The sequence below is a fragment of the Ruegeria sp. CDSB022 genome (assembly GCF_059611145.1).
Window position 1 is genome coordinate 211,681 of record NZ_JBXWOZ010000003.1, and the last position, 24,961, is coordinate 236,641.

Annotated in this window: 23 protein-coding genes; 12 read left to right on the forward strand and 11 right to left on the reverse strand. The window is 57.5% G+C overall.

Going from position 1 to position 24,961, the window contains the following annotated elements; genetic code table 11:
• Positions 1 to 4: 4 nt before the first annotated feature.
• Complete coding sequence (locus AC2FIZ_RS08730) at positions 5 to 1,051, reverse strand: rod shape-determining protein (protein WP_142635599.1); 1,047 nt, start codon at positions 1,049 to 1,051, stop codon at positions 5 to 7.
• A gap of 154 nt (positions 1,052 to 1,205) precedes the next feature.
• On the opposite strand from AC2FIZ_RS08730, the gene rlmJ reads away from it, so the two are divergent.
• Positions 1,206 to 1,991: a 23S rRNA (adenine(2030)-N(6))-methyltransferase RlmJ gene (gene rlmJ / locus AC2FIZ_RS08735; protein WP_281972514.1), complete on the forward strand. Its 786-nt coding sequence runs from the start codon at positions 1,206 to 1,208 to the stop codon at positions 1,989 to 1,991.
• Between the two features lie 182 nt (positions 1,992 to 2,173).
• On the opposite strand, the gene AC2FIZ_RS08740 is transcribed toward rlmJ, so the two are convergent.
• The gene (locus AC2FIZ_RS08740; protein ID WP_281972513.1) at positions 2,174 to 3,745 is read right to left on the reverse strand and encodes a 2-isopropylmalate synthase; all 1,572 of its coding nucleotides are present in this window, start codon (positions 3,743 to 3,745) and stop codon (positions 2,174 to 2,176) included.
• Positions 3,746 to 4,028: 283 nt separating this feature from the next.
• Here AC2FIZ_RS08740 and AC2FIZ_RS08745 point away from each other — a divergent pair, with 283 nt between their 5' ends.
• A complete protein-coding gene (locus tag AC2FIZ_RS08745; RefSeq protein ID WP_496790907.1) occupies positions 4,029 to 4,694 on the forward strand; it encodes an SDR family NAD(P)-dependent oxidoreductase in 666 nt (221 codons plus the stop codon).
• Positions 4,695 to 4,700: 6 nt separating this feature from the next.
• Here AC2FIZ_RS08745 and AC2FIZ_RS08750 read toward each other — a convergent pair whose 3' ends face one another.
• On the reverse strand, positions 4,701 to 6,170 hold the full coding sequence (locus AC2FIZ_RS08750) for an MORN repeat-containing protein (RefSeq protein WP_496676499.1): 1,470 nt from the start codon (positions 6,168 to 6,170) through the stop codon (positions 4,701 to 4,703).
• Between the two features lie 146 nt (positions 6,171 to 6,316).
• On the opposite strand from AC2FIZ_RS08750, the gene AC2FIZ_RS08755 reads away from it, so the two are divergent.
• From AC2FIZ_RS08755 to AC2FIZ_RS08765, 3 genes are all read left to right on the forward strand, one after another.
• The gene (locus tag AC2FIZ_RS08755) at positions 6,317 to 7,975 is read left to right on the forward strand and encodes an NAD+ synthase (protein WP_496790908.1); all 1,659 of its coding nucleotides are present in this window, start codon (positions 6,317 to 6,319) and stop codon (positions 7,973 to 7,975) included.
• Positions 7,976 to 8,263: 288 nt separating this feature from the next.
• Entirely contained in the window at positions 8,264 to 8,515 is a 252-nt protein-coding gene (locus tag AC2FIZ_RS08760; protein WP_281972510.1) for a hypothetical protein, read from the forward strand.
• 154 nt (positions 8,516 to 8,669) lie between these two features.
• Positions 8,670 to 9,998 (forward strand): NAD(P)/FAD-dependent oxidoreductase, encoded by a 1,329-nt coding sequence (locus tag AC2FIZ_RS08765; protein WP_281972509.1) that lies wholly within the window; start codon positions 8,670 to 8,672, stop codon positions 9,996 to 9,998.
• Positions 9,999 to 10,001: 3 nt separating this feature from the next.
• Here the strand turns inward: AC2FIZ_RS08765 and AC2FIZ_RS08770 are convergent, their stop codons facing one another.
• Positions 10,002 to 10,934 carry an MBL fold metallo-hydrolase gene (locus AC2FIZ_RS08770; RefSeq protein WP_496790909.1) on the reverse strand — a complete coding sequence of 311 codons (933 nt, stop codon included), beginning with the start codon at positions 10,932 to 10,934 and terminating at the stop codon, positions 10,002 to 10,004.
• 140 nt (positions 10,935 to 11,074) lie between these two features.
• On the opposite strand from AC2FIZ_RS08770, the gene gltX reads away from it, so the two are divergent.
• On the forward strand, positions 11,075 to 12,400 hold the full coding sequence (gltX, locus tag AC2FIZ_RS08775) for a glutamate--tRNA ligase (RefSeq protein ID WP_496790911.1): 1,326 nt from the start codon (positions 11,075 to 11,077) through the stop codon (positions 12,398 to 12,400).
• Positions 12,401 to 12,451: 51 nt separating this feature from the next.
• Here gltX and AC2FIZ_RS08780 read toward each other — a convergent pair whose 3' ends face one another.
• A complete protein-coding gene (locus AC2FIZ_RS08780; protein WP_281995369.1) occupies positions 12,452 to 13,021 on the reverse strand; it encodes a gamma-glutamylcyclotransferase family protein in 570 nt (189 codons plus the stop codon).
• Positions 13,022 to 13,114: 93 nt separating this feature from the next.
• Between AC2FIZ_RS08780 and AC2FIZ_RS08785 the strand changes: the two genes are divergently transcribed.
• Entirely contained in the window at positions 13,115 to 13,561 is a 447-nt protein-coding gene (locus AC2FIZ_RS08785) for an RrF2 family transcriptional regulator (RefSeq protein WP_142635622.1), read from the forward strand.
• Between the two features lie 2 nt (positions 13,562 to 13,563).
• Here the strand turns inward: AC2FIZ_RS08785 and AC2FIZ_RS08790 are convergent, their stop codons facing one another.
• Positions 13,564 to 16,092 carry an ABC transporter permease gene (locus AC2FIZ_RS08790; RefSeq protein ID WP_281972505.1) on the reverse strand — a complete coding sequence of 843 codons (2,529 nt, stop codon included), beginning with the start codon at positions 16,090 to 16,092 and terminating at the stop codon, positions 13,564 to 13,566.
• Positions 16,089 to 16,784, reverse strand: a complete 696-nt coding sequence (locus AC2FIZ_RS08795) for an ABC transporter ATP-binding protein (RefSeq protein WP_281972504.1) — start codon at positions 16,782 to 16,784, stop codon at positions 16,089 to 16,091. The genes AC2FIZ_RS08790 and AC2FIZ_RS08795 overlap by 4 nt, the downstream gene beginning before the upstream one ends.
• Before the next feature lie 26 nt (positions 16,785 to 16,810).
• Between AC2FIZ_RS08795 and AC2FIZ_RS08800 the strand changes: the two genes are divergently transcribed.
• The gene (locus tag AC2FIZ_RS08800; RefSeq protein ID WP_425595584.1) at positions 16,811 to 17,470 is read left to right on the forward strand and encodes an arylesterase; all 660 of its coding nucleotides are present in this window, start codon (positions 16,811 to 16,813) and stop codon (positions 17,468 to 17,470) included.
• Here AC2FIZ_RS08800 and AC2FIZ_RS08805 read toward each other — a convergent pair whose 3' ends face one another.
• The 4 genes from AC2FIZ_RS08805 to ettA form a co-directional block, all read right to left on the reverse strand.
• Positions 17,471 to 18,028 (reverse strand): L,D-transpeptidase, encoded by a 558-nt coding sequence (locus tag AC2FIZ_RS08805; RefSeq protein ID WP_142635628.1) that lies wholly within the window; start codon positions 18,026 to 18,028, stop codon positions 17,471 to 17,473.
• Between the two features lie 178 nt (positions 18,029 to 18,206).
• Complete coding sequence (locus AC2FIZ_RS08810) at positions 18,207 to 18,413, reverse strand: cold-shock protein (protein WP_142635630.1); 207 nt, start codon at positions 18,411 to 18,413, stop codon at positions 18,207 to 18,209.
• A gap of 311 nt (positions 18,414 to 18,724) precedes the next feature.
• Positions 18,725 to 19,471, reverse strand: coding sequence for a hypothetical protein (locus AC2FIZ_RS08815; protein ID WP_142635632.1), 747 nt, complete (start codon positions 19,469 to 19,471; stop codon positions 18,725 to 18,727).
• Positions 19,468 to 21,123 (reverse strand): energy-dependent translational throttle protein EttA, encoded by a 1,656-nt coding sequence (gene ettA, locus AC2FIZ_RS08820; protein WP_281972503.1) that lies wholly within the window; start codon positions 21,121 to 21,123, stop codon positions 19,468 to 19,470. The genes AC2FIZ_RS08815 and ettA overlap by 4 nt, the downstream gene beginning before the upstream one ends.
• A gap of 174 nt (positions 21,124 to 21,297) precedes the next feature.
• Here ettA and AC2FIZ_RS08825 point away from each other — a divergent pair, with 174 nt between their 5' ends.
• The 4 genes from AC2FIZ_RS08825 (at position 21,298) to dacB (ending at position 24,959) form a co-directional block, all read left to right on the forward strand.
• Positions 21,298 to 22,215: a hypothetical protein gene (locus AC2FIZ_RS08825; protein ID WP_281972502.1), complete on the forward strand. Its 918-nt coding sequence runs from the start codon at positions 21,298 to 21,300 to the stop codon at positions 22,213 to 22,215.
• A gap of 75 nt (positions 22,216 to 22,290) precedes the next feature.
• Entirely contained in the window at positions 22,291 to 22,758 is a 468-nt protein-coding gene (locus AC2FIZ_RS08830; RefSeq protein ID WP_281972501.1) for an MOSC domain-containing protein, read from the forward strand.
• Positions 22,759 to 22,790: 32 nt separating this feature from the next.
• Positions 22,791 to 23,411, forward strand: a complete 621-nt coding sequence (locus AC2FIZ_RS08835) for a nicotinate-nucleotide adenylyltransferase (protein ID WP_281972500.1) — start codon at positions 22,791 to 22,793, stop codon at positions 23,409 to 23,411.
• Positions 23,412 to 23,477: 66 nt separating this feature from the next.
• On the forward strand, positions 23,478 to 24,959 hold the full coding sequence (gene dacB / locus AC2FIZ_RS08840) for a D-alanyl-D-alanine carboxypeptidase/D-alanyl-D-alanine endopeptidase (RefSeq protein WP_281972499.1): 1,482 nt from the start codon (positions 23,478 to 23,480) through the stop codon (positions 24,957 to 24,959).
• Positions 24,960 to 24,961 lie beyond the last annotated feature (2 nt).

The following is a 24,961-nucleotide window of genomic DNA, read 5'->3' on the forward strand; positions in this document are numbered from 1 at the left end:
CGCCTTAGCTTTCGTAGTCAATCGCGTGGCGCAGCTGTTTTTCGTATTCCAGTGCCTTGCCGGTGCCCAAAGCCACACAGTTTAGGCTTTCATCAGCAATTGACACGGCCAGACCTGTCTGTTCCCGCAGTGCCAAATCCAAATCGCCCAACAAAGCACCGCCACCGGTCAGCATGACGCCGCGGTCCACGATATCTGCGGCCAGATCAGGCGGCGTGGTTTCAAGTGCGGTCATAACGGCTTCGCAGATTGCCTGAACCGGTTCCGACAGGGCCTCGGCGACCTGCGCCTGGCTGATTTCGATTTCTTTGGGCACGCCATTCAACAGATCGCGGCCACGGATATGCATCGACTGGCCGCGCCCATCATCAGGCATACGGGCGGTTCCGATCGTGGTCTTGATCCGCTCGGCGGTGGATTCACCCACCAACAGGTTCTGCTGGCGGCGCAAGTATGAGATAATCGCCTCATCCATTCGGTCTCCGCCAACGCGGACCGAACGGGCATAGACAATGTCGCCCAGCGACAGAACGGCAACCTCGGTGGTACCGCCGCCGATATCCACGACCATGTTGCCGGTCGGGTCAGTGATGGGCATTCCTGCACCAATAGCCGCAGCGATGGGTTCGGCGATCAGGCCCGCCCGGCGAGCGCCTGCGGACATAACCGATTGGCGAATGGCCCGTTTTTCAACAGGCGTAGCACCATGGGGGACGCAGACAATGATTTTGGGCTTTGAGAATGTGGAGCGTTTATGCACCTTACGAATAAAGTGCTTGATCATTTCTTCAGCGGTGTCGAAATCCGCAATCACGCCTTCGCGCATGGGGCGGATCGCTTCGATCGAACCAGGGGTTCGGCCCAGCATCAGCTTGGCATCCTCACCGACGGCGAGAACTTTCTTAACCCCATCCTTGACGTGGTAAGCCACAACTGAAGGTTCCGACAGGATCACACCGCGCCCTTTGACATAAACAAGCGTATTTGCTGTTCCAAGGTCGATCGCCATGTCCGCTGAGAACAAGCCGCCCAGATTGCCAAAGATGCCCATGTTGTACTGATCCCGTTCGTCAGAATTTCTACTGCCCGCGACTCGACGGTTCCGGGACGGATGTCTTATAGGGTGCCATCTCGCCCGGTAAAAGGGCTGATTCCGCGTAACTCAGCACCTTTCCGCCTTATTGAGAGGGACTTTAGAAGGCAACATGCTCTCTTATCAACACATTTACCACGCCGGGAATCTGGCTGATGTTCAAAAGCACGCTCTTTTGGCATGGGTACTGGACTATCTGACGCGAAAAGATAAGCCGATAACCTATCTGGAAACCCATTCCGGGCGTGGCCTGTACCAGTTAGACGCAGCAGAAGCTGTGCGCACAGGCGAGGCCGCCGTAGGTATCAAGCGAGCGCAGCGCGAAGGGTGGTTTCCATCTGATCATCCTTTGTCGCAGGCGCTGGCCAAGGTTCATGAACGGCACGGAGAAAACAGCTATGCCGGTTCGCCGCTGATCGCGGCCAACCTGCTGAGGGATCAGGACAGCCTGCATTTCGCAGAGCTGCACCCGCAGGAATACGCGGCATTGTCGATGACCATGTCCTCCTTTGGGGCAAAGGAGTACAAACAGGACGGGTTTGAGCTGGCGCAGTCGTTGCTTCCGCCAACGCCGCGGCGCGGGATGCTGATGATTGATCCCAGCTATGAGGTGAAGGCGGATTATGACCGGCTGCCGGGCGTGATCTCAAAACTGCACCGTAAATGGAATGTGGGCGTCATCGCGCTGTGGTATCCGATCCTGACCGATCAACGCCAGGCCCCGATGATTGCCGCGTTGAAGGCGCAGGGCTTTCCCAAGGCGATCTGTCATGAAGTCCAGTTTGCACCTGCGCGGGAAGGTCACCGAATGGTCGGATCAGGGATGTTCCTGCTGAACGCGCCCTTTGGCATCCAAGATGAAATGGACCGTCTGTCAGAGCTGTTCAAAGGGCTGTGACGCCAGTCTGATTTCGGACCATAGGGTTCTCCCGCCCAATTTGCCAGCATCTTAAAGATGCCGTCAAACGTGTTGGGCCCGGCAGCGCGCCGCAGGCGCGCTGCCGGGCCCAAAGCCGCAAGGGCGTCCGGCATAGCCGGGCACCCGCGGGTGCGGGAGCCCTTGGGAGTTTCATCTGGCGGTCAGGTCAGGTCCTTATAGCTGATTTCACGCGTGTCTGCACCTGGCCCGGCCTTTTCACGGCGCATGATCAGGCGGTTCAGTGCGTGGATATAGGCCTTGGCGGATGCCACGACCGTATCGGTATTCGCTGACTGACCGGTGGCGATCATGCCGTCCTCTTCCAGCCGAACCGATACGGTTGCCTGCGCATCAGTACCCTCGGTCACAGCATGGACCTGATACAGTTGCAGGCGGGCGGTGTTGGGATAGATTCGGCGAACGGCTTTGAAGGTGGCATCGACCGGACCGTCGCCATGTTCGGTGGCGACAATGTCCTTGCCATCCACTTCCAGCTCGACCGTCGATTCCGCCTGACCGCCGGTGCCGCAGGTGACTTTCATCGAAACCAACTGCAGGTGATCGTCGGCCTCATCATCCTGGCTCATCAACGCGATCAGGTCGTCGTCAAAAACCTCTTTCTTGCGGTCGGCCAGATCCTTGAACCGCACGAAGATGTCCTTGAGCTGATTGTCACCGACCTCATAACCGAGCGTTTCCAGCTTGTCGCGCAACGCAGCCCGGCCCGAGTGTTTGCCAAGCGGCAGAGAGGTGCCCGACAGGCCGATATCTTCAGGGCGCATGATCTCGAAATTCTCTCGGTTCTTCAGCATGCCGTCCTGATGGATTCCGCTTTCATGCGCAAAGGCATTCTTGCCGACAATGGCTTTGTTGAACTGAACCGGGAAGCCCGCAACCGTCGCAACCCGTCGCGAGATATGCATGATCTTGGTGGTGTCGATGCCAGTATGCCACGGCATGATGTCATTGCGGGTGCGCAGCGCCATCACAACTTCTTCCAGTGCAGTATTGCCCGCACGCTCGCCAAGGCCATTGATGGTGCATTCGATTTGACGCGCACCACCAGCGACAGCCGCCAGTGAGTTCGCCGTCGCCATGCCAAGATCGTTGTGGCAATGGGTGGCAAACACCACCTCATCCGCGCCCGGAACCGTTTCGATCAGGCGCTTGATCAGGTCAGCGGATTCGACAGGTGCCGTGTAACCGACAGTGTCGGGGATGTTGATCGTCGTGGCACCGGCCTTGATCGCGATCTCGATCACACGGCACAGATAATCCCACTCGGTCCGGGTCGCATCCATCGGCGACCACTGTACATTTTCGCACAGGTTGCGGGCGTGGCTGACGGTTTCGTGGATCTTGTCAGCCATCTCGTCCATGGTCAGGTTCGGAATGGCACGGTGCAGTGGAGAGGTGCCGATGAAAGTGTGGATGCGGTTCTTGCCAGCGTGTTTGATCGCCTCCCAGCAGCGGTCGATATCAGCGAAATTCGCACGGGCCAACCCACAGATGCGGCTGTTTTGTGATCGCTCGGCAATCTCGCTGACGGCTTTGAAGTCGCCTTCTGATGCGATCGGGAAACCGGCCTCGATGATGTCGACACCCATCTCGTCCAGCAGTTCCGCGATTTCCAGTTTTTCGGCATGGGTCATGGTCGCGCCGGGGCTCTGCTCGCCGTCGCGCAAAGTGGTGTCAAAGATCAAGACGCGGTCTTGGTCGGTCACATTGGTCATGGGATTCTCTTTCTTCTTCTGTCCTAAAGCCTATGGCGCGCGGGCGTCCTCCTCTGAGCGGGCGCGCCGGGTGGCACGCTCAGAGGCGGATTAGGATCAGTAGGCCACGCAGAGACGCACCGCAGGGGGCGGTGTCGGCAACAAGGATATCTGCGCGGTTGATCATGGGGTTGAGCTTATACAGCGCATGCGGGGAATGAAAAGTAGGAATTTCATGCAGACGTCAAAACCTGCACGAACCGTGACGGTTGATTGCCGAATGAAGACCGCTAGTTGATCCGGAATGGAGAAAGCTCTCATCATAGGTGCCTCGGGTGGTATCGGTGCCGCGCTGCAAAGGCTGTTGACCATGCAATCCGTAGACGTAACCACCTTGTCGCGTTCTGCTGATGGTTTCGACCTCACGAATGTCGAAGCTGTCGGCCCGGCTCTGGAAGCATTGCAATGCCCGTTTGACTTGATCTTCATTGCGACGGGTGCTTTGGAAATCAATGGTGCACAGCCAGAGAAGTCCATCAGATCAATTTCAGCGCAGGCAATGATGGACCAGTTTGCCCTGAATGCGGTTGGTCCGGCCCTTGTGCTGTCACACGCTGCGCGGCTGCTACCACGGGGTAGGCGATCTGTCGTGGCGGTGTTGTCCGCCCGCGTCGGATCAATCGGAGATAATCAGCTGGGGGGATGGATCAGCTATCGGGCCTCAAAAGCTGCGGCCAATCAGATTGTGCGCACATCCGCGATTGAGCTGGCCCGCACCCACAAAAAGGCGATCTGTGTGGCTCTGCATCCGGGTACAGTGCGTACAGAATTCACGCGCAAATATGTTGGGCGACACCCGACCGTTGAATCGGATGAAGCCGCGCGAAACCTGCTGAGCGTCGCCAGGGCGCTTGTGCCCGCAGACACTGGCGGGTTCTTCGACTGGGCTGGAAAACCTGTGCCGTGGTGAGACCCGCTAACCGTCAGAGGCAGGGCTGGTTGCCGTTGTCGCGCTGTCGTCTGCCGGAGCACTCTCCTGCGGCTCGCTGGTGTTTTCACCCGGCAGAACACCGTTTTCCCAGACGCCGGTTTCTTCTTTGCCGTCAGCATAGCGCATCGTGCCGTCACCGTGGCGTTTGTTGTCCAAAAACCCACCTTCGTACACGTCGCCAGTCGCATAGGTAGCGGTTCCGGTGCCACTGATCTTCCCCTCGACCCAACCGCCTGTATAGGTGAAGCCGCGCGGTGTGGTTATCGATCCTTGCCCGTGGCGCTGCCCATCTTTGAAATCGCCCTTGTAGGTCGTTCCGTCCGGGAAGCTGGCTTTGCCCTCGCCCTGGCGCGCGCCGTCGACCCAATCGCCTTCATATTTGTACCCGTTTGCAAATGTCAGAACACCGGTGCCGTGGTTCAGACCGTTCTTGAACTGCCCATCGTAGATGGCGCCGTTCGGGTAAGTGGCCTTGCCCTGACCCTCGAAGACTCCGGCGATCCAGTCGCCGTCGTAAATCAGGCCATCAGGATAGGTGTGCATTCCTTTGCCATGGGGCAGGTCTGCACTGAAATCACCGACATAGGTCGAACCGTCAGGATAGGTCAACTCTCCGAGGCCCTCAATCTGGCCGTCTTTCCATTCACCAGTATAGTCGAACCCGTCCGTGCCCAGAAAACGGCCTTTGCCGTGGCGGCGATCATCGTGATAGTCACCTTCGTAGATGGCGCCACTGGCATAGGTTGCCTTGCCCTTGCCTTGTCGGCGCCCATCAAAAAAATCGCCTTCATACAAATCGCCATTGGCTTGCAGTAGACGGCCTTTTCCGGTCATTCGATTTTCGGACCAGTCACCCGTATAACTCATACCTTCCGGCCGCGTCAGGCTGCCTGTGCCATGACGCTTGCCGTCTTTGATGTCGCCCTCATACACGTTGCCTTTGGCTGAGGTTATCTTGCCTTTGCCCTGCTTGACCCCGTCGACCCAGCCGCCCTCGTACACCTCTCCGGTCGGGTCGGTCAGAGTGCCTTTACCGTGGTGCCGGGCATTCTTGAACCCACCTTCGTATTTCGCTCCGTTGGCGTAGACGGCGACTCCTTGGCCGTTGAACGAGCCATCGGCCCATTCCCCTTCATAGCTGCCACCATCAGCATAGATGATCGTTCCGAACCCTTCGGGTTGACCGTTGGCAAAGGCGCCCTGATAGATCGACCCGTTAGCATAGCGCGCGATACCCTGACCCTGAATTTCGCCTTCGATCCATTCGCCTTCGTATTCGAAACCATCCGGCAACTGGTAGGTGCCGGTTCCGTGCCGCAGGCCATTTAGGAACGTGCCTTCGTATACGCCGCCCACTTCGTCATCGGCCACGACTACCTGATCGTTCTGCGCGAAGGCGGTCAGCGCTGACAGGGTCAATGCAACTGCGGCGATTGAAGTGCGAAAAACGTTCATGTTTGGTCCTGTCTGCGCGAGCATCGTGCTTTTGCGCAAAACTAGGATACCGACGCAGGCAGGGCAACGGCTTTTGCCTTATTGGTCTTTCACTCGCGGTGCGATCTGGTAAATGGCAATAGGACAGTCGAGGGCAAGAGGGCAGTATGGCCGACCGTTTCCGTATCACTCTGGCGCAACTCAATCCCATTGTCGGGGATTTGGAAGGCAATGCGGCCAAGGCTTTTTCTGCGTGGGAGCAGGCGCGCGAGGCCGGTGCCCAACTTGTTGCTTTCCCCGAGATGTTCATCACCGGCTATAATACGCAGGACCTTGTGATCAAGCCCGCGTTCCACAAAGCCGCAATGAAAGCTGTTGAGGCGCTTGCGGAACGTTGCGCCGATGGGCCTGCGATTGCGATCGGTGGGCCGTGGTTCGAAGATGACCGGCTGTATAACGCCTATCTCATCCTCAAGAACGGCAGGATCAGCAGTAAAGTGCTGAAACATCACCTGCCGAATGAGACAGTCTTTGACGAAGTGCGCCTATATGATTCCGGCCCGCTGGGCGGTCCCTATTCGGTTGGCAACTCTCGGATCGGCAGCCCGATCTGCGAAGACAGCTGGCATCCGGATGTTGCCGAGACGCTGGAGGAGACAGGAGCCGAGTTTCTGCTGATCCCCAACGGCTCGCCTTATTTCCGAAACAAATATGATGTGCGCCTGAACCATATGGTGGCGCGCGTGGTTGAGACCGGATTGCCGCTGATTTACCTGAACATGGTCGGAGGGCAGGACGATCAGGTCTTTGACGGGGCGACCTTCGGGTTGAATCCAGGCGGAGAACTGGCATTCCGAATGCCTGTGTTCGACGAAGCGATAGCGCATGTGGATCTTGAACGCGGCGATGCAGGTTGGCGTATAATTCCGGACGAGATTGTGCCGCAGCCAGATGCGTGGGAGCAGGACTATCGCTCGATGGTCCAGTCTCTGCGTGATTACATGGCCAAAACCGGGTTCAAAAAGGGTGTTCTGGGTCTCTCTGGCGGCGTTGATTCAGCCCTTGTCGCGGCAATAGCGGTGGATGCGATTGGCGCTGAAAATGTTCGCTGCGTGATGTTGCCGTCGGAATATACCAGCCAGGATTCTTTGGATGATGCCGAAGCGGTGGCTAAGTCGTTGGGTGTTCACTATGATTTCGTCCCTATTGCACAGGGGCGCGCGGCGATCACGGATACGCTTGCCCCATTGTTTGCCGGGCGAGACGAAGATCTGACCGAAGAAAACATCCAGTCCCGCCTGCGGGGGCTGTTGCTGATGGCCCTGTCGAACAAGTTCGGCGAGATGCTGCTGACCACAGGTAACAAATCCGAAGTCGCCGTTGGATATGCCACGATCTATGGGGATATGAACGGTGGTTATAATCCAATCAAAGACCTGTACAAAACCCGCGTGTTCGAGACCTGCCGCTGGCGCAATGCCAATCATCGCGGCTGGATGAAAGGCCCCGAGGGTGAGGTCATCCGACCCTCGGTCATCGACAAACCTCCTAGTGCCGAGTTGCGCGAAGACCAGAAGGACAGTGACAGCCTGCCGGATTATCCGGTTCTGGACGCCATTCTGGATATATTGGTTGATCAGGATGGGTCGATCGCGGATTGCGTGGCCGCCGGGTTCGAAGAAGCCGTTGCGCGCCGGATCGAACATTTGGTCTATATCAGCGAATACAAACGGTTTCAGTCCGCCCCGGGGACACGTTTGACCAAGCGGGCATTCTGGCTGGATCGTAGGTATCCTATCGTGAATCGTTGGCGCGACAGGACCTGACGCCTTACAGGAATCACCATTCTGACGCGAAAACTGTTTCCAATTTTTAGGCAATAGTCGCTTTCTACTGGAACTGTTTTTGTTTTTGAGTGCAGCGGCTTAGATTTTCTTGGGCGTATCCGAGCCCCACTTGATGCTCGGTCTTTTTTTTGCCACATTTTAGCTTGATTGTTGCCCCATGTGGGGCGGATGCGACGCATTGTGGGAAATAGGTGTTTATGAGCTTTCCCTTCGGTCTTTAGCGACGCGTCCGAAATTGGATGTCTGAGTTAACGATTTGGTGCCATTATGTACGATGAATACGATAAACCGCTTCATTCACCGCCAAAATGGCGGTCTATGCAATCCGAAGGTCGGTCTCTGGATGAGGCAAAGGTAGATGCTGCCATTGCCAATTTGTTGAATGAAGAGGTGCCCAAAGAGGAATCCACGACGGTGGGCCCCGGCGCGCAGTTTCTGGAAACAGAAGCCAAGGTGCCGGAAGGCAGTATCGCTACCTCTTTGCGTCAGAAACTGGCTGAATTGTGCGGCGCGGCCTGAAGTTTTCAAAATCCTGAATTAGATGCGCTGGCTTGCCACGTTGGCCGAATGGTCACAGGCCTGAGCAATAGTCATTGAAGCGAAGTTTCTTCTGTTGCGTCTGTCCTGATCCCGCGCCTTCATTGCGGTCCGTGCAATGAATTATGAGCGGTTGATGCCTGGCCCCAAGCCTAATGCTGTTGAACCCGATCTAAAGCTGCCAAAAGCCGTTGATGTTGTTGTCATTGGTGGAGGAATTATTGGGGCATCAACCGCCCTCGAACTGTCAGAGCGGGGAATGTCTGTCCTTCTGTGCGAAAAGGGACAAATTGCCTCTGAGCAGAGTTCACGGAACTGGGGATGGGTGCGTTTGGGTATGCGCGATCCTCGGGAAATCCCGCTGATGCAGGAATCACAGCGTATCTGGGCGCAGCTCGATCAACGCACCGGGCGCAAGACAGGTTTCACACAGGCCGGTATCCTGTTCGGCGCCTCAGGCAAGCGGGAACAGAGCAATCTTGAACGCTGGCTTCGCCATGTGGAGGGGTTGAATACTGGGGCAAGGATGGTGTCCGGGGCTCTGTTGGCGGAACTTATGCCAGACCATCAGACGGGGTTGGATTGCGCATTGTTTATGCCGCAAGACGGTAGGGCGGAACCGCAATGGGCTGCACCCGCAATCGCCGAAGCTGCGCGTGACCGGGGGGCCCTGTTGATGACCAACTGTGCAGTGCGCTGTCTGGATACAGAGGCGGACCGTGTCGTCGGTGTCTTCACAGAACGCGGTCGCGTGGCCTGCGGCAATGTCGTACTGGCGGGCGGTGCGTGGTCGCGCTTGTTTGCAGGGAATGCTGGAGTTGATTTTCCACAACTGAAGGTGCTGAACACCGTATTCCGAACCTCTCCGGTTTCCGGTCCTGAGGCTGCTTTGTGGTCGGACGATTTTGCAATACGCAAGCGGGACGACGGAGGGTATACGATTGCCTCCGGGCACGAAAACACCGTTGATATCGTGCCGGATAGCCTTCGTCTGGCGTGGCAATTTCTTCCTGCGTTTCGCCAGGAGTGGCGGTCGCTGCGGTTTCGGGTGTCGAAGCGGTGGGCCGAAGAGGCGCGACAAGATCGGAGGTGGTTGCCCACGGATGTGACACCGTTCGAACTTTGCCGCACTTTGGATCCCGAACCATCGCGCCGGGTGTTGCGGCGGGCTTGGAAAAGCGCAATCAGTGGTATTCCCGCGCTAAAGCAGGCTGAAATCGTTCAGAGTTGGGCAGGGATGATTGATGTAACGCCGGATGCGATCCCGATCATCTCGCACGTGGACCACAGGCCCGGCCTGTTCATTGCTACGGGTTTCTCGGGTCATGGGTTCGGAATCGGACCCGGTGCCGGGCGGCTGATGGCTGATCTGGTCTCGGGCAATGTCCCCTGTGTTAATCCGGCCGTTTTCCGCCTGTCCCGCTTTGCGGACGGGTCGAAAATCCGGCCGGACCCGGGGTACTAGACGTTAACCCATCATCTGATAGCTGACCGGGACAAATCGGAACCCATCGCCGCGCGCCTCGACGTAACCGGCTGCAGGGAAGGGCATGTGATATCCGATCATCGGAACTTTGTCTGCCGCCAGCATCCCCAGCACATTGCGGCGTGAAGCGGTGGCTGCGGCTTTGTCCATGTCGAACTTTACCTCCCACTCGGGACGAGCAAAAGACCACACATAGTGATTGGCCAGATCGGCCGTCAGCACCAGACGTTGACCGTTGCTTTCCAGATGAAAGACCGTGTGTCCGGGGGTATGCCCATGCGCTGAAACGGCGGTTATTCCGGACAGAACCTTGCCGCCATCGCCGACAAAGGTCATCTTTTCGGCCATTGGGGTCACTTTGGCGGCGACCAGATCGCCGACCCGATTGCCGGAATCCTGCGCGGCCCAAAAGTCATACTCGGATGATGCGGTGACATAGCGCGCATTCGGGAAGGTTGGCGCGTCATTTGTGGTCATGCCGCCAATATGGTCAGGGTGCATATGGGTGATGACGACGACGTCGATTTGATCCGGGTTCACGCCTGCATCTGCCAATGCCGCCTGAATGCCGCCTTGCCCAAGGCCAGTATCAAACAGCACAAGTTCAGATCCGGTATTGACAAGCGTTGGTGTGAAAAAGAACTGGGCTTTATCGGCAGGAATAAAATTCTGGGCCGATACGTTTGCAAATTCCTCATCCGTGGCGCCGCCGCCGAAAATCTCTTTGGCGCCATCGCGCGGCAGGCTGCCATCCAGCAGAGTTGTTACGGTGAAATCGCCCAGCTGGAACGATTTCGCGATGGTTGAATTCGCTTTGGTATCGCTTGCTGCAGCCAGGATGGGGGTAGCAGCTGATGCAAAAGGCAATGCTGCCGCCGCGCCCAGTGCGGCCCTACGAGTTAGTGTAACGGTCATTTTGAGATCTCCCTGTGTGTGCCAGCACTTTGAAGATAGGGTATCGCCCGAGGATTGCCACCTGACGTTGGCGTGAACCGGTGCGGTGGCTGGACAATTTGCCCATCCTGTGAGAAGAGCCGCGCCAACAGGAGACTCCTATGACAACCACCCGTTTCGCCCCGTCACCCACCGGTTACATCCATGTGGGCAACCTGCGCACAGCGCTGATGAACTACCTGATTGCCCGCAAGGCTGGCGGCACGTTCATCCTGCGTATCGACGACACAGACCCCGAGCGGTCGAAGGAAGAATATGTCGATGCCATCAAGCAGGACCTCGAGTGGTTGGGCCTGCATTGGGACCGGGTCGAACGACAGTCCGAGCGTCTGGACCGCTATGCCGAGGCAGCCGACAAGCTGCGCGAGATGGGTCGTTTCTATGAGGCTTTCGAAACCCCGACCGAGCTGGACCTCAAGCGCAAGAAGCAGCTGAATATGGGCAAACCGCCGGTCTATGACCGCGCAGCATTGAACCTTAACGACGCCAAGAAAAACGCGCTGCGGGCAGAACGTGGCAACGGTGTCTGGCGCTTTAGGCTGGATCATGAACGGATCGAGTGGACCGACGGCATTCTGGGCGATATTTCGATTGATGCGGCCTCGGTCTCTGACCCGGTTCTGATCCGGGGCGACGGTCAGGTTCTGTACACGATTGCGTCGGTGGTCGATGATACCGAAATGGGTGTGACCGACGTGGTGCGTGGCTCGGACCATGTGACCAATACCGCGACGCAGATTCAGATCATCCAAGCGCTGGGCGGTACTTGCCCGCGTTTTGCACATCATTCTCTGCTGACCGGCCCCCAGGGCGAGGCGCTGTCTAAGCGACTGGGCACGCTGGCTCTGCGTGATCTGCGCGAGCAGGGCGTACAGCCGTTAGCATTGCTCAGCTTGATGGCGCGTCTGGGCTCATCCGACCCGGTTGAGTTGCGGACAGAGATGGCCGAGCTGATCGATGGATTTGACATTGGTCGTTTTGGTGCCGCACCGACCAAGTTTGACGTTCAGGACTTGTTTCCGTTGACGGCAAAACACCTGCAATCTTTGTCATTGGCCGACGTTGCGGATGCTGTGGCAGATGCGGGCGTACCGGCCGAACTGGCCGAACCATTCTGGGCCATGGCCCGCGAGAACATCACCACTCTGGTAGACCTGAAAGGGTGGTGGGAGCTGTGCCGTAACGGTGCCGAACCACTGATTGCCGATGAAGACCGAGAGTTCATCACCGAGGCCGTGGCGTTGTTGCCAGAAGGCCCGTTCGACGGCGCGACCTGGGGGCAGTGGACCAGCGCGGTGAAAGACGCGACAGGCCGCAAGGGCAAGAGTCTGTTCATGCCTTTGCGCAAGGCACTGACAGGAATGGAGCGCGGCCCCGAGATGGCCACCCTGTTGCCCCTTCTGCAGGTGATCCGCGCGCGCGGCTGATCTTAGTGCGTTAGATTGTGATAAGGCGTGGTCTGCTGGCCGCGCCTTTTTCTATAAGGTCTTTACGATCTGGGCTGCTATTCGCTTCAGCCGATCATCCACAAAACAAGTCTCATCCGGTTTCAATGCCTGGTGGCGCGGATACCGCGGCTCTGCCCGGTCATTCAGGATCGGGGCGTCCCAGCCATCAGTGGTGGCAAAAAAGCGATCGGCGCCCTCGGACCCGAACGCACGCAAATAGCCTTGCACAACCACGTCGATATAGCTCATCAGCAGGGGGTGGCGCCGGCTGGCCGCGGATTGACGGTCATCAGGTACGGCATAAACAGCGATCTCAACCTCGTGTGGCAGAGAATGGGTGACGGCCTTAGTCGCTGGAACGCGGTCGTAGGCCCACTCACGTTGATCCAGCGCGTCCCAGTCATTTCTCGGGACATGGGCAATCATGCCGTCGATTTCAGAAGTGGGATCCGGAATGGCGGTCAGGAAAGCGACCGGGCGCAAATCGGTATGCCGCCAGGCCCGCCGCCATCCCTTCAACTGCGCGGGATGCGGGTTGGGGAAATCGTGGGTCGCGAGGTTCACGAGGCTGCCGTAGCCAAAGAAATAGGGGTCTGCCATGCGGGATCACTTCTGACCGGGAATTGATGTATGTCAAACCGCTTTTTTGCCCAACATGCAATAAGGCAGCATGTTGAACTTAGGGAGGCAAACATGCGGATAACCAAGCGGACAAATATTGCTGTGCGCCTACTGATGTATTGTGCAGCAAATCCAGACAGGTTGGTGACCAAATCCGAGATCGCAAAGGCCTGCAATATCTCGGAAAACCACTTGGCGCAGGTGATCAACCAACTCAGCCAGTTAGATTATCTGAGCACTCATCGCGGTCGCAATGGTGGTATGGTACTCGCTAGATCTGCTGATCAGATACGGATCGGTTCGGTTTTTCGACATATCGAGGGCGACTTGCCGATTGCCGAGTGCTTTGCGGATGCCGACAATACATGCCCGCTCACCAACGCCTGCCGGCTGCGCCTTGCGCTGCGGGACGCGGCCGAGGTCTTTTATGCCTCGCTGGACGAAATCACGCTGGATTCGCTGGTGTGTGACAATGCAAATCTGCTGACGATTTTGCAGCCCGTCGCCTGCGTCCGATAAACTCAGTCGCTGGCGCGCAAGATGCGCGCCGGGCGAACGGCAAGGGGTTTCAAGGCAAAGATCAACCCCGCGCCCAGCGTGACGATGATCCCGGCCAATACGATGCCGATGGCAGATGGCCAGATGACGTCAAAGCTGGTGTCGAAAATATATGTCGCAACAGCCCAGCCGCCGAGGATGCCCACCATCAGAGCTACAATTCCAGCGGCAGACCCCAGCAGAACAGCCCGAAGGGCAAAGCTGATCAATATGCGCCGTCGGTCGGCACCGATGGTCTTCAGGACTGCGGCCTCGTACCGCCGGGCTGGTTCACCCGCTGCCGCGGCGCCGATCAGGACCAGAAAGCCGGTTAGCAGCGATACACCAGCCCCATAAGACGTCGCAGCGGCCAACCCGGCCAGCAGACCCGAGACCCGGTCAATCGCATCGCGGACACGGATTGCGGTGATATTGGGGAATTTACCCGCCAGATCACGAAGGATCGCGGCTTCGGCCTGCTCTTCGGCATAGACGGTGGCAATGAAGCTATGCGGGGCGCCGGCCAGGGCCGACGGGTTCATGGACATGATGAAACCCATCCCGGCGGTCGAGAAATCCACCTCGCGCAGAGAGGTGAGCTCTGCGGTGATGTCGCGCCCCAATATGTTGACGGTCAGTTGGTCACCCAGCTTCAGGCCCATCTCTTCGGCCTCTTCAGCGGCGAAGCTGACCTGAGGCGTTCCGGAATAGTCTTCGGACCACCATTCCCCGGCGGTGACCCGTGCGTTCGAGGGCGGGGCGTCGGAATAGGTGACCCCGCGGTCGCCTTCCAGTACCCAGTGGTCCCCGGCGACCTCAATCGCGGGCTGCCCGTTAATCTGCGTGATGATTCCGCGCAGCATGGGCGCGCTTTGGATCCGGCTTACGGCAGGGTCGTTTTCCAGCCGTTCGGTAAAGCTAGGCATCTGCTCTTTCTGGATATCGACGAAGAAATAAGAAGGGGCGACATCGGGCAGGTTTCCTGAAATCGCGTTTCGCAGGGTGCCGTCGATTTGCCCGACTGCGGCGAGTACCGACAGGCCCAACCCCAGCGACAGGACAACCGATGCGGCCCCTTCGCGTGGGTCGGAAATGGCTGACAGGGCCCATCGCAGGGGCGGATTCCCTCGGGCGGGTTTTGTGGTCAAGCGTGCCAGTTTGCGGATTGCCAGCGCCGCCACCGAAAGCAGAACCAACGCTCCGGCCAACCCGCCGCTGGTCCAAAGGGTCAGGCGCGCCGATCCGCTGAAAAAGGCAGCTGCGCCGATCAGCGCCGCAAGCCCGATGCCTGTCGCTAGGATGTATTTTGCACGGGGCAGGAAGCGCGTCGAAGACAGCGCATCGCGAAACAGGGTCGCAGCGCGGACTTCTTCAGTACGGGCAAGGGGCCAGAGTGTGAATAAAAAGGCGGTGAGCACGCCGTAAAGTGCGGCTTCAGCCAGAGGCTGCGGATAGAACGAGAACACTGCGGGCACAGGCAGGCGAGTTTCGATCAGCGGCGCAAGCAGCAGAGGCACCGATCCACCCAATATGATGCCCAGAAAAATGCCGATGCCAGAGAGAATACCGATCTGGATCAGATAAGTCTGAAACACGGTCGCCCGATCGGCACCCAAAGTACGCAAGGTAGCAATGGTTTCAGTCTTTTGCGCCAGATAGGCGCGCACCGCTGCAGATACGCCGATGCCGCCAACAGCCAGCCCGGATAGTCCAACCAGAACCAGAAAAGCGCTGAGCCGGGCAACAAATTCTGAAATGCCGGGGGCACCGTTCCGTGCATCGGTCCACCGCATTCCGCTGCCTTCAAGGGCTTCGCTTGCCTGCGCCGAAAGAGCTGTAAGATCAGACCCCGGCGGCAGATCTAGACGGTATTTGGTGGAAAACAGAGTACCCGGTGCCAATAATCCGGAATTCAGCAAGTCCTGTGTGCGGATCAGCGTGCGCGGACCCAATCCAAACCCGTCTGCCGCCCCGTCCGGTTCGTGGATCAGGGCTGCCATCAGGACAAATTCCTGAGTTCCAAGTGAAAACCGATCCCCAACCGATAGCTGAAGCCGGTCGATCAGAGCGGGAGCCATTACGGCACCGGGCGCCCCTTGCTGGCCTGTAAAGGCGTCACGCAGGGGCATCTGGGGCTCTAGTATTGGCTTGCCCAACAATGGATAGGAGTCGTCAACGGATTTAACCTGCGTAAGCGCCCGCTGTGGGTCACTATTCTGCTGCGTGACTGCCATTGACCGAAAATCGACGATTTCGGAGATGGCCAAGGCCGCGTCGTTCATCCATGCACGCTCAGCCTCCTCCGCAAAGCGATAGGTGAATTCCAGCTGTGCATCCCCGCCCAGCAGAGCCGCGCCTTCTTGCGTCAGTCCGGTTTGGATGGCGTGGCGGACCGAACCCACAGCAGCAATGGCTGCGACCCCAAGCGCAAGACAAGCCAGAAACACCCGAAAACCGCGCAGACCTCCGCGCAGTTCTCGCCGCGCTAGCCGCCCGGCCATCCGCAGGCTCATTCGGCGGCCTCTTGCCTTGTGTCATCGGCAATCCTTCCATCGCGCAGCCGGACAACACGGTCACATCTGCGCGCAAGGCTGTGGCTATGGGTCACCAGAACCAAAGTAGCACCATGCCTGTCGCGCAGGCCAAGCAGCAGATCAATGATGGCGGCTCCGTTTGTTTCGTCCAGATTGCCGGTAGGCTCATCCGCCAGCAGGATCTGTGGTCGCGGGGCAGAGGCACGGGCGAGCGCGACGCGCTGCTGCTCTCCACCGGAGAGCTGCGCCGGATAATGGTCGCGTCGATGCGTCAGCCCTACGGACTCCAATTCGGCTTCGGCCCGTTGAAAGGCATCTTTGTGGCCGGCCAACTCCAGCGGTGTGGCCACGTTCTCAAGGGCAGTCATCGTGGGGATCAGGTGGAAATTCTGAAATACAATGCCCATGCTGTTGCGTCGGAACCGCGCGAGCTCGTCTTCGTTCATGCGGGTCAGATTTTGCCCGAGTGCGGTTACCTGGCCGCCCGTCGCCTGTTCCAGCCCGCCCATCAGCATTAGTAACGACGATTTTCCTGACCCGGACGGCCCAATCAGACCCAGTGTCTCGCCCTTGTGTACGGAAAGCGTGATGTCGTGCAGGATATCTACCTGACCGGCATTGCCATCCAGCGATAAAGCGGCATTTTCAAGCGATAGAACAGTAGCGATCATGGGTTGGTCCGAACCGAGGTAATCAAATGGGATATGGAGCAGTTGAGATGTTGCGCAAGGCTTTGATGCCGGTGCTTATCACGTGTTGCGGCTTTGCGGCCACAGCAGAAACCGTAGTGATTGCCGCTCTCGGGGATTCTTTGACTCAAGGGTACGGCCTGCCCGAGCAAGACGGATTTGTCCCGCAGCTGGATCGTTGGTTGAAAGATCACGGAGCGGATGTGCGCCTGATCAATGCGGGTGTATCCGGGGACACCACCGCCGGAGGGGCGGCACGTGTGGACTGGACACTGACGCCCGACGTGGATGGGATGATCGTTGCATTGGGCGGGAACGATCTGTTGCGAGGGCTTGATCCGGCAGTTGCACGCGCAAATCTTGAGACGATCCTGAAAGCAGCAGATGGCGCTGAGGTCGCCGTGTTGTTGGTCGGAATGCAGGCGCCGGGGAATTATGGCCCAGATTACAAAGCCGCATTTGATGCGATCTACCCCGATCTGGCGGATCGATATCAGACTGGATATGCGCCAAGTTTTTTCACAGGTTTGACTGCGGCAGGAAACCCCGAAGAAGTACGGGAACACATGCAGGCAGATGGCATCCATCCCAACGCCAGTGGTGTGGCCCTCATCGTTGAAGACCTTGGACCAAAGGTTTTGGAACTTGTGAAATCAGCAGAAGATTGATCAGACGACCGTCACAACTGTTCCAATCGGCACCCGCTGGTACAGGTCGATGACATGCGTGTTCAGCATGCGTATACATCCGTTCGAGGCTGCACGGCCTATGGTCTGCGGCTGAGTGGTCCCGTGAATTCGGAAATAAGTGTCAACGCCGTTCTGGAACAGATAAAGCGCCCGTGCACCTAACGGATTGCCGTCACCGCCAGGCTGCACATAGTCGTTATCCTTGAAACGAGCATATGTAATTGGCTCACGCTCGATCATTTCATTGGTGGGGCGCCAGGTGGGCCACTCCTTTTTGACGTCTATGGTTGCTGTTCCGGTGAACTCCAGCCCGGCTTTGCCCACCCCGCACCCGTAACGGATTGCCTTGCGAGGTTCTGTTACGAAGTACAGATAGAACGAGCGTGGAACCACCAGAAGCTGGCCTGGCAGGAATTGCTTTTTGATTCGAACAAATTGAGGAGTGGGGTCGTATTCGACGGCTTTCTTTGCCGACGCGGCGGTCGAAACAAGGCTTGCTGCTGCTGTTGCAGTCAGGAATGTACGGCGTGTCAACATATCAGCTCTCTTCAATACACAGAAAAATCATGACCATAGTGTCCGGATGATATCCGATCCGGTCAATCGTCGGGTAAGAGTAACTGAATTGTGATGTAATCGCCGGGACACACTTTTACAGGTGGTCGCTCAGGCACAAATAGAAAAGGGCAGAGGAAAACCCTGCCCTTACAGCGGCTTACGCCAGCTGGATGTCGTCGGCGCTTTCGCGACCGTCACGACCCGAGCGCAGCTCGTACGTGACTTTCTGGTTGTCGGCCAGACCGGTCAGGCCCGAGCGTTCGACGGCCGAGATGTGAACGAAGATGTCTTTGCCGCCATCTTCGGGTGCAATAAAGCCGTAGCCTTTGGTGGTGTTGAACCATTTTACGGTGCCTGAAGGCATATCCGTGTTCTCCTTATCTAGTGCTGCCCACGGAGTTGCGACAGCCTGGCGTCGTCGTCTGTATCGATAGACTGAACGCCGTAGAAGGAGACAGTGGGTCGAAATAGAAAAACGGTAGCACTCTGAGTATGCCAGTTCAGACGAGATGTGACAAGCCGGATTTGCAATCCTGAACAACTGAAACTAGCGCCAGGCATCAGAATCTACGCATCAGAATATCCTGAAACAATCTATACAATGTATGTGGTTAGCTGAATTTTTTTGGATTCGCGAGCGCCCGGAAGAACGTCACGCGCCAGACCGTCCGAGGATCACTTTGCGAGCGGCAATTTGCCCACGATCTCGTTCATTTCGGGCGAGGCCACAAAACATCTGGGAAGCTGGGAAATCACTTCGTCAATCGGATCGTAGATTTGGCTCGCGGCCTTTCGCAGATCTTCCGGAATATCTTTTTCAGCCCGTTCACGCCGCGGAGCCGGTACAAATTTCAATCCGGTAAATTCAGAGATTTCGTCCTGATATTCCCACAACGCATCGTAGTGAACGCACAATACCGGGATGTCGTCATAAGTGACCCATTCCTTGATCTGCCGTGCCTGTTGCAGCACATCACGTTCGAAAAGCTCGTCATATGTGCCCGTCGCATGCAGATTGTAGAAGTGCTTTTTTATCCACTCAGGGCCATAGCCTTCCATCGCTGTGTAGACTGAAAAGGTAGAGTCCTTTGTCGAGCCAAAGCAAAAGACGACTCGGGTATCTTTTGACCAGTTTGACAAAACCTGCGGAAAATCATGCGTCTTGTAAAGAAACGGCGCCTGGAAGGTGGCGTCGTCCAACCGAGACACGAAACTGGCCTGACCCGAGAGGTTTGGGTCCAGCCTTTCCAGTGCATCGCGCAGCGCATGGTAGGTCATGGTGCTGCCCGACCGGCCATTGCTTGCGACGATCACACAGTAATCTGTCTTGTACATTTGCCGGATGCGCTTGCGCAGCGGTGCGCTGATTTTCAGCGCGCTACGTTGCCATTTTTCCAACCGTCTTTTGAGCTTCCGTCTCATCGCGCAAACTTCTTATGCTTCAACCGCTTCGGCTCCAGCGCGTCTGGTCCCAGTCGGCGTTTCTTGTCCTCTTCGTAATCCTCGAAGTTGCCCTCGAACCATTCGACATGGGCGTCACCCTCAAACGCCAGGATATGCGTGCAGATCCGGTCGAGGAAGAAGCGGTCGTGGCTGATGACCACGGCGCAGCCGGCGAAATCGACCAGCGCGTCTTCCAGGGCGCGCAGGGTTTCGACGTCCAAATCGTTGGTCGGTTCATCGAGCAGCAGGACGTTGCCGCCCTCTTTCAGCAGGCGGGCCATGTGGACTCGGTTGCGCTCGCCCCCTGACAGCAAGGAGACCTTTTTCTGCTGGTCGCCGCCCTTGAAGTTGAAGGAGGAGCAATAGGCGCGGGAATTGACCTGTGCGTCACCCAGTTGGATGATCTCGGCCCCGCCGGTGATCGCCTCCCATACGGTGTCGTTGTCCTTGAGGTCGTCGCGGGACTGGTCGACATAGGACAGTTCAACCGTGTCGCCAAGCGTGATGGTGCCTGCGTCGGGCTGCTCTTGACTAGTAAGCATCTTGAACAGGGTAGATTTACCGGCGCCGTTGGGCCCGATGACGCCGACAATTCCGCCGGGGGGCAGGGTAAAGTCCAGCCCTTCGATCAGTTGCTTATCGCCCATGTGTTTGGACAGGCCTTCGACCTCGATCACCTTACCGCCAAGGCGCTGGCCGTTGGGGATGACGATCTGTGCGCGGGTCAGCTTTTCGCGCTCGGACTGTTCCGCCAAATCATTATAGGCGTTGATCCGGGCTTTGGATTTGGCCTGACGGGCCTTCTGGCCTTGGCGCATCCAGTCCAACTCGCGTTGCAGGGTCTTCTGCTTAGACTTGTCCTCGCGGGCTTCCTGCTCCAGCCTCTTGGCCTTTTGTTCCAGCCACGCGGAATAGTTGCCCTCATACGGCAGACCACGACCTCGGTCGAGTTCGAGGATCCAGCCCGTGATGCTGTCGAGGAAATAGCGGTCGTGAGTGACGATCAGGATGGTGCCTTTGTAATCGATCAGGTGCTGTTGCAGCCAGGCGATTGTTTCGGCATCCAGGTGGTTGGTCGGCTCGTCGAGCAGTAGCATGTCGGGCGCTTCGAGCAGCAATTTGCACAGCGCGACGCGGCGTTTTTCACCGCCTGAGAGGTTGGCGATATTGGCATCGTCTGGCGGGCAGCGCAGCGCCTCCATCGAAACGTCGATCTGGCTGTCGAGATCCCAGAGGTTCTGGCTGTCGATCTCGTCCTGCAGCTTGGCCATCTCATCCGCGGTTTCGTCTGAGTAGTTCATCGCCAGTTCGTTATAGCGGTCGAGGATCGCCTTTTTCTCGGCCACGCCTAGCATGACGTTTTCGCGCACGCTGAGGCTTTCGTCCAGCTTCGGTTCCTGCGGTAGGTAACCGACTTTGGCGCCTTCGGCCGCCCAAGCCTCACCCGTGAAATCCTTGTCGAGGCCGGCCATGATCTTCATCAGGGTCGATTTGCCCGCGCCGTTGACACCGACGACACCGATTTTCACGCCGGGCAGAAAGCTCAGGTGGATGTTTTCAAAGCACTTCTTGCCACCGGGATAGGTCTTGGAGACACCCTGCATGTGGTAGACATATTGATAGGCGGCCATGTCGCGTCCTTTGGGTCGGAGGAATTTGGTTGGACGGTGTGATAGCGGATGCGTGGGGTGGGGGCAATAAGCGCATGGTAAGACAACAATTCGGTTAGATGTCCGAGTTGCGATCTTGAGTGTTTGGTTAGAAGGTGCCTATGCTTGAGGTATTTGATCACTAGGAGAATTTTTATGGCAGAGCTATCTCTTAGCTTCGGTTTTCATCCAAATCAGTTGGAAATAGACGCTGGCGATCTAAACATAAGAACAGCACCAGATCATGAGTCTATTGTTGCAGATTTCCGGAGTGTCGAGGTGATCGAAAGCGATTGGGTTTACGCACCACCACAAAGGGCTAGGGATTTTATAACTGGCGCAGTGCGTGACAAACCCTATTCCGCCCGTGTCTTCAGGTTGCCCAAAACACACACGATCAGTCATCGTAGGGCAGACGACGAGGATCATCTTGTATTTCATCTTTGGAGCCTGTCCCTTTTTACCGGCCTGCGTCTGACTGCTACAGAGGCTGGATTCCTAGATGCGACTCCGGTTAAGCCCGGGAAATTAGTAGACTTCACTCCATTCTCCGATGATTTGTCACAGAGTATTGATCTCACCGAACGTTTCTGGACTGACAACCGGAGAAACCCTCGCCAGTCTCATCGCTTTGAAGCCGCCGTTCACGCCCTTTTCTTGGCACAGTATCCACCCGCGCTGCAATTTGAACGGTTTCTGTATCTATATGCCGCTCTTGACGCTTGTTATGCACTCGCCACCGAAATACAGCCACCGAATGCCAGAATAGCGCATGCGAAACGTGCTGAGTGGCTATGTCAGTTATTTGACATGAATGTTCCGGAATGGGCAGATTCGAGTAACTCAGGGGGCGCAGAGATTGCCGCAATCCGAAATGATGCGGTGCACGAAGCCCTATATATGGATCAGCCGCTCGGGTTCGGTTTGCATGGTATCAATTCCAATCAGAATCTAACGCTTGAGCTACAAGCGCTCATATGTCGCTTTCTCGTCGCTTTGATTGGGGGTTCTAACACAAGCTACGTGAAATCGCCTGTCGATACGCGGTCAATCTGCAGATTGAGCCTAACGTAACCGATCTATTGAACCCAGGAAGGCCGCCGAATTAAGTGTCTTATTGTGAAGCAATTCAAATAAGAAAGTCCCTCCATGTCCCTGAAAAATCTCATAGCGGGCTGGGCGCAGTCGGGGAGGATTGCGTGGATTGGTCTGCGGTCGGCGCGGAGGGTGGACATGGTCTCGGTCGACGAAGCTATGATTATAGGCGAGGGGCTGCAGGGTGATCATAGCCGCCCGGGAAAGCGGGCAGTGACCTTGATCCAGCAAGAGCATCTGTCGGCGATAGGCTCTTATCTCGGGCGGGGGCCGGTTGCACCCGAAATCCTGCGGCGCAATCTGGTGGTTTCGGGGGTCAATCTGTCAGCGCTCAAGGGGCGAGAGGTGCAGCTGGGCGAGGCCATCCTGCGTTTTACCGTCATCTGCGCGCCGTGCAGCCGGATGGAGGAGGCCTTTGGCAAAGGCGGCTATTCCGCCGTGCGCGGGCATGGGGGCTGGTGCGCCGAGGTCGTGCGGCCCGGGCGGGTTCGTTTGGGCAGCGCTGTGCAACCTGTTGATTGACAACCCCGCCGAGTTCTGAACATCAGCAAGAGATGCAGCGTAGCTCTATCCCATATGTACGGCCCGGGCAGGTCGTGGGGTTGTTCGGGGGGTCATTTGATCCGCCGCATAAGGGCCATGTGCATGTGACACTCGAGGCAATGAAGGCCTTTGGGCTGGATCGGGTGTGGTGGCTGGTCTCTCCGGGCAATCCGTTGAAAGAGCGCGGGCCTGCGCCATTGGCGCGGCGGGTGAAGGCAGCGCAAGCTGTGATGCAGCATCCACGTGTCGAGGTGACGGATATCGAGGCCCAGACCGGCACACGCGCCACGGCGGATACTGTCGCCGCCCTACAGAAGCTTTATCCGCAGGTCAGGTTTGTCTGGCTGATGGGCGCGGATAACCTGGCGCAATTCCATAAGTGGAAGGATTGGCAGTCGATTGTTGAAACCGTACCGGTTGGCGTTGTTGCCCGTCCCGGAGACCGCATCTCTGCACGTATGTCCCCGGCGGCGCGTCGCTATGCCAAATACCGCATCGACGGGCAGGCGCGGCATTTACTCGGCCGGGCACAGGCCCCGGCGTGGTGTTTTGTGAATGTGCCGATGCTGGATGTCAGTTCGACCCAGTTGCGCATTCAGGGGGTTTGGGGCAACAAGGTGTTGCCTGAATAGCCCCTGTGGGCCCATAATTCGGATCTCAGGTTGTTTGCCTGTGATCTCTGGGATTTTAATTAACCCATGAATGATCGTTATTCGCGACGAGGATTTATTGCTGGGCTGGGCGCGGCCCTGATGCCTGTAGCCGTTATGGCTGAGGCACCGCTTACATCATTGAGGCCTCAGATTCGTGATGAGCCGATCGTAGGTGTTGTGCGCTTGGTCGAAGCCGCGAACCTGCGCGGCGAAGTCGCCTTTGCTGTAGCCGACGCTGATACAGGCACGGTGCTTGAAGCCTATGGTGGCGACCGGGGTTTGCCACCGGCAAGTGTTGGCAAGGCCCTGACCGCGCTTTACGCGCTGAATGTGTTGGGTGCTGACTACAGGTTCGAAACTGCGTTGGTCGCTGAGGGGCCCATAGAAAACGGCATTTTGAACGGCGATCTTGTTCTTGTTGGCGGTGGTGATCCTTTGCTGGATACGGATGCGCTGGCCACGATGGCGGCAAACTTGCGCGAGGCCGGAATCACCGAGGTTCGCGGCGCGTTCAAAGTTTATGATGGCGCGTTGCCTTACGTGTTCAGCATTGATCCGGGGCAGCCAGATCATTTGGGGTACAGCCCTGCGATCAGCGGCATTTCTCTGAATTTCAATCGCGTGCATTTCGAGTGGAAAAAGCAGGGCGCCAGCTATGACGTGACCATGGATGCCCGAAGCACGCGCTATACGCCTGCAGTGGAAGTGGCGTCCATGAAGGTCGAGGGCCGCAATCTGCCGATCTATACCTACGAAGCCAGCGCCCGTCAGGACCGGTGGACTGTTGCCAAAGGCGCGTTGGGTAGCGATGGGGCGCGGTGGCTGCCTGTCCGCAAGCCCGCGCTTTATGCAGGTGACGTTTTCAGAACATTGGCCCGATCCAACGGAATTGTGCTGGGGCGGACGCAGGTCACGCGGCAGATGCCGAATGGAACCCCTTTGGTCATTCATCAAAGCGACCCGCTCGAGAGCATATTGCAGGGCATGCTGAAATACTCGACCAATCTCACTGCCGAGATGGTGGGGCTCGCTGCCTCGAGGGCGCGTGGTACGCGACCGCAGACTTTGGCGGAGTCAGCCGCCGAGATGAACAGATGGGCCACAGAGACCTATGGTGTGACCGGGGTTGCGATGGTCGATCATTCAGGGCTTGGGGGCGATTCACGCGTAGCGCCCGAGGACTTGGTGGTCGCGCTGCTGGCGGCGCAGAAAGCCGGAGACCTCCGGCCTTTGCTGAAGAAATTTACCCTTGCCGACAGTCAGGGGCGGCCGGTCAAGGATCATCCGATCAGAGTGAATGCGAAAACCGGAACCCTGAACTTTGTCTCGGGCCTGGGTGGGTTCATAACCTCACCGGATGGGGCAGAGCTGGCCTTTGCGATATTCACGGCCGACATAGAACATCGCGCAACGATCCCCCGAGCGTATCGTGAACGGCCCGAAGGCGGGCGGAGCTGGAATAACAGGTCGCGCAAATTGCAGCGCGCACTGATCGAAAGGTGGGGGAAGCTGGCCGGCAGCAGCTGATG

Excerpts from the sequence above, each read along its gene's own strand:
- AC2FIZ_RS08730 (WP_142635599.1), bottom strand. The coding sequence starts at position 1,051 with ATGGGCATCTTTGGCAATCTGGGCGGCTTGTTCTCAGCGGACATGGCG.
- rlmJ (WP_281972514.1), top strand. The coding sequence starts at position 1,206 with ATGCTCTCTTATCAACACATTTACCACGCCGGGAATCTGGCTGATGTT.
- AC2FIZ_RS08740 (WP_281972513.1), bottom strand. The coding sequence starts at position 3,745 with ATGACCAATGTGACCGACCAAGACCGCGTCTTGATCTTTGACACCACT.
- AC2FIZ_RS08745 (WP_496790907.1), top strand. The coding sequence starts at position 4,029 with ATGGAGAAAGCTCTCATCATAGGTGCCTCGGGTGGTATCGGTGCCGCG.
- AC2FIZ_RS08750 (WP_496676499.1), bottom strand. The coding sequence starts at position 6,170 with ATGAACGTTTTTCGCACTTCAATCGCCGCAGTTGCATTGACCCTGTCA.
- AC2FIZ_RS08755 (WP_496790908.1), top strand. The coding sequence starts at position 6,317 with ATGGCCGACCGTTTCCGTATCACTCTGGCGCAACTCAATCCCATTGTC.
- AC2FIZ_RS08760 (WP_281972510.1), top strand. The coding sequence starts at position 8,264 with ATGTACGATGAATACGATAAACCGCTTCATTCACCGCCAAAATGGCGG.
- AC2FIZ_RS08765 (WP_281972509.1), top strand. The coding sequence starts at position 8,670 with ATGCCTGGCCCCAAGCCTAATGCTGTTGAACCCGATCTAAAGCTGCCA.
- AC2FIZ_RS08770 (WP_496790909.1), bottom strand. The coding sequence starts at position 10,934 with ATGACCGTTACACTAACTCGTAGGGCCGCACTGGGCGCGGCGGCAGCA.
- gltX (WP_496790911.1), top strand. The coding sequence starts at position 11,075 with ATGACAACCACCCGTTTCGCCCCGTCACCCACCGGTTACATCCATGTG.
- AC2FIZ_RS08780 (WP_281995369.1), bottom strand. The coding sequence starts at position 13,021 with ATGGCAGACCCCTATTTCTTTGGCTACGGCAGCCTCGTGAACCTCGCG.
- AC2FIZ_RS08785 (WP_142635622.1), top strand. The coding sequence starts at position 13,115 with ATGCGGATAACCAAGCGGACAAATATTGCTGTGCGCCTACTGATGTAT.
- AC2FIZ_RS08790 (WP_281972505.1), bottom strand. The coding sequence starts at position 16,092 with ATGAGCCTGCGGATGGCCGGGCGGCTAGCGCGGCGAGAACTGCGCGGA.
- AC2FIZ_RS08795 (WP_281972504.1), bottom strand. The coding sequence starts at position 16,784 with ATGATCGCTACTGTTCTATCGCTTGAAAATGCCGCTTTATCGCTGGAT.
- AC2FIZ_RS08800 (WP_425595584.1), top strand. The coding sequence starts at position 16,811 with ATGGGATATGGAGCAGTTGAGATGTTGCGCAAGGCTTTGATGCCGGTG.
- AC2FIZ_RS08805 (WP_142635628.1), bottom strand. The coding sequence starts at position 18,028 with ATGTTGACACGCCGTACATTCCTGACTGCAACAGCAGCAGCAAGCCTT.
- AC2FIZ_RS08810 (WP_142635630.1), bottom strand. The coding sequence starts at position 18,413 with ATGCCTTCAGGCACCGTAAAATGGTTCAACACCACCAAAGGCTACGGC.
- AC2FIZ_RS08815 (WP_142635632.1), bottom strand. The coding sequence starts at position 19,471 with ATGAGACGGAAGCTCAAAAGACGGTTGGAAAAATGGCAACGTAGCGCG.
- ettA (WP_281972503.1), bottom strand. The coding sequence starts at position 21,123 with ATGGCCGCCTATCAATATGTCTACCACATGCAGGGTGTCTCCAAGACC.
- AC2FIZ_RS08825 (WP_281972502.1), top strand. The coding sequence starts at position 21,298 with ATGGCAGAGCTATCTCTTAGCTTCGGTTTTCATCCAAATCAGTTGGAA.
- AC2FIZ_RS08830 (WP_281972501.1), top strand. The coding sequence starts at position 22,291 with ATGTCCCTGAAAAATCTCATAGCGGGCTGGGCGCAGTCGGGGAGGATT.
- AC2FIZ_RS08835 (WP_281972500.1), top strand. The coding sequence starts at position 22,791 with ATGCAGCGTAGCTCTATCCCATATGTACGGCCCGGGCAGGTCGTGGGG.
- dacB (WP_281972499.1), top strand. The coding sequence starts at position 23,478 with ATGAATGATCGTTATTCGCGACGAGGATTTATTGCTGGGCTGGGCGCG.